The sequence below is a fragment of the Streptomyces sp. genome (assembly GCF_050698815.1).
Lineage (GTDB): Bacteria > Actinomycetota > Actinomycetes > Streptomycetales > Streptomycetaceae > Streptomyces.
Genome location: NZ_JBOHCV010000513.1, coordinates 1 through 3,089 on the forward strand (window position 1 = coordinate 1; position 3,089 = coordinate 3,089).

The 3,089-nt window shown below is 70.8% G+C and carries 3 protein-coding genes; 1 reads left to right on the forward strand and 2 read right to left on the reverse strand.

Annotated features, from left to right (window positions below; all coding sequences use genetic code 11):
• Together ACRDP3_RS18395 and ACRDP3_RS18400 are read right to left on the reverse strand one after the other, a co-directional pair.
• A partial coding sequence (locus tag ACRDP3_RS18395; RefSeq protein WP_431518056.1) for a thiamine pyrophosphate-binding protein occupies nucleotides 1-405 on the reverse strand: 405 nt, incomplete at its 3' end.
• Between the two features lie 108 nt (nucleotides 406-513).
• Nucleotides 514-1,986, reverse strand: coding sequence for a sodium:solute symporter (locus ACRDP3_RS18400; protein WP_431518057.1), 1,473 nt, complete (start codon nucleotides 1,984-1,986; stop codon nucleotides 514-516).
• A 170-nt stretch (nucleotides 1,987-2,156) separates the two neighbouring features.
• Between ACRDP3_RS18400 and ACRDP3_RS18405 the strand changes: the two genes are divergently transcribed.
• Nucleotides 2,157-3,089: PucR family transcriptional regulator ligand-binding domain-containing protein (locus tag ACRDP3_RS18405; RefSeq protein WP_431518058.1), on the forward strand; the 933-nt coding region annotated here is incomplete at its 3' end.

The window sequence follows — 3,089 nt, forward strand, 5'->3', positions numbered from 1 at the left end:
GTGCACCGATTTGACGACGTCACGGAAGGACGCTTGCTGGTCGCGGAGTTCGTGCAGATAGCCCTTACGGGCGCCACCGAGGCCGGCGGTGGGCACCTGGCTGCTGATGCCCAGCACGGGCGCGGAGGCCGCCGCCGACTCCTGCAGTGCGGCGAGCGACATCAGGGCGCCCGGGCCGGTGGACACCAGCAGCGGGGTGACGCCACCGGTCAGCCGTCCGTAGGCGTCGGCGGCGAAGCCCGCGTTGTTCTCCACCCGTAGTCCCACGTAGGAGAGCGTGGACCGGCGCAAGGCGTCGAACACGCCCAGCGCGTGCTGTCCCGGCAGTCCGAAGACGGTGGTGGCGCCGAGCGCGGTCAGGGACTCGGCGACGAGATCGCCGCCGGTGCGGACTTCGGGGGTCATGCTGTGGTTCGCGCCCTTCTTCGGAATGCGGCGGCATGGCCTCGGTGCTGCCGTGCCGCCGCGTCGTTCGTGTTGTTCGTGACGTGTCGCCTCGTACGGTCCGGCCCGTCAGACCTCAGCGGGGGCGTCGGTCCTCTCGTCCGCGCGTGCCTCGCCCGCCAGCCGTGCGCGCCAGGCGGCCAGCACCGCGGGGTCGGTCGGCTTGCTGATCAGGCTCACCGCGATGTGGGTGACGAGGGACGCCAACAGCCCGTAATAGATGGCCTCGTTGGCGAGTACGCCCTTCCAGGCCATGACCGCGACGACGGTCACGCCTCCCACCACGGTGGCCGACAGCGCGCCGACGGCGGTGCCGCGCTTCCAGACCAGGCCGCCCAGGATGGGCACCAGCAGACCGCCCACCAGCAGGTTGTACGCCACCGTCAGCGCCTCGACCACGTCGTTGAGCGCGATGGATATGGCGACGACCGCGGCGCCCATGACCAAAATGAAGATCCGGTTGCCGCGCACCTCGTCGTGCGTCTCGTCGCGGACGCCGCCCCCCGGCACGACGGTACGGCGCAGCCGCATCCAGATGTCGTTGTTGGCGACCGTCGCGCAGGCGATCAGCGCCCCCGACGAGGTGGACATGACCGCCGACAGCGCGGCCGCCAGCACAAGCCCCTTCACTCCGACGGGCAGTGTCTCTCCGACGATGGTCGCGAAGGCGGCGTCGGGGCTGTCGAGATGGGGGTGGAGCACCTTGGTCGCGGTGCCGATGGCGGCACCGGCGATGGCGTACACGAGGCAGTACACGCCGGCGACCGTGCCGCCCCGCTTGGCGACGGTGTCGCTGCGGGCCGTGAACACCCGCTGCCAGATGTCCTGTCCGATCAGCATGCCGAACGAGTAGATGAGCACGTAGGTGAAGACCGTCTGGACGCCGATGTTCATCGGCGAGAAGTAGTCGTCGGGCAGCTGCTCGCGCATGCCGTCGATGCCACCCGCCTTGTAGACCGCGATGGGCAGCAGCAGGAGCAGCACGCCGACCGACTTGACCACGAACTGCACCATGTCCGTCAGCGTGATCGACCACATGCCGCCGAGCGTGGAGTACGCGATGACGACGGCGCCGCCCAGCATGATCGCCAGCGTCCTGTCGAGACCGAATATGACGTCGAAGATGGTCGCGTAGGCGATCGTCGAGGTGACCGCGAGCATCAGCGTGTACGCCCACATCACCAGCCCGGAGATCACCGAGGACGAGCCGCCGTAGCGCAGGTCGAGCATCTGGCTGACCGTGTAGACCTTCAGCCGGGAGATGCGGGCGGAGAAGAAGATGCTCAGCGCCAGCAGTCCGAAGCCGATGGTGAAGACCAGCCAGGCGCCGGACAGACCGTACTGGTAGCCGAGCCCGACACCGCCGATGGTGGAGGCGCCGCCAAGGACGATGGCCGCCATCGTGCCGGAGTAGAGCGAGGGGCCCAGCCGGCGGCCGGCCACGAGGAACTCGCTCTTGGACTTGGCGCGGCGCATCCCCCACCAGCCGACCGCGAGCATGCCCACGAGATAAAGAATGATCACTGCGTAATCGACAACCATGAGCGCGCTCCTCGGGCCGAGGGGAAGGGGAGGGAAGGGGAGGGGAGGGGAAGGTGAGACCAGGGGGACGGGGGCGGGGAGGTTCTGGGCGGTGAGCCTAGGTGTCGCCGAGGCAGCCAGGAAGTGTACGTTTCCTCCATTCACCTCGTCTTCCGCTGTATGAATCGTCCATGGGAGTGCCCGTGCAGGAGCTGGTCCCGCCCACCGTCCCGGTGCCGCTCGCCGCGCTGACGGGTGATCCCGTGCTGGGCCTGCGGCAGGTCGCGGGACCGGTGCGGGCCGAGGCGGTCGTGCACGCGGTGCACACCAGCGAGATGGCCGACCCGCTGCCGTACCTGCTCGGCGGTGAGCTGCTGCTGAGTGCGGGGGTCCACTGTCCGGACGGCGCGGCCGCCGCGCACTGGGAGCGCTACGCCGAGCGCTCCGTCCAGGCGGGCGCGGCAGCGCTCGGCTTCGGCATCGCACCCGTGCACGAACGTGTTCCGGCCGCGCTGGCGGACGCCTGCGAACGGCACGGACTGCCGCTGATCGAGGTCCCGCGCGGCACGCCGTTCACGGCGGTCGCCCGCGCTTTCTGGCAGGCCCTGGCCCACCGCCGCCACCAGGCGCTTCGCAGACTCAGCGAGGCCCAGCAGACCCTGGCCGCCGCTGCCGCACGGGCGCATCCCGTACACGCAGTGCTCGGACAGCTGGCGCAGCACCTGGAGGCGTGGGCCGTGCTGCTGGGACCGGACGGCACCGAACTCGCCGCCGCGGGGACACCTCCCTCGTCGGCAGCCCGTGCCGAACTCGCCTCGCTCACCGGACTGCTGCGCCCCGGTCCGTCCTCCGCGGCGGGCGCGCTCGGTGATTCGCGGCTGAGCGTCTACGGACTGGGCGGGCGCAAACCGCTCGCGCTCGGCCTGTGCGCACCACACCGGGACGGCACCGACGGAGCCATCGCCGGGGTGGCCGTCGTGCTGCTCTCGCTGCTCACCGAGCGGCGGGTGGCGGCGGCGGAGGAGCAGCGCTCGGCGGCGCTCGTACGGCTGATGCTGGGCGCTCCCGCGCGGGACGCCGCACCCCTGCTGGGCGACGGCGCGCGACAGTGGACGGTGGTGCAC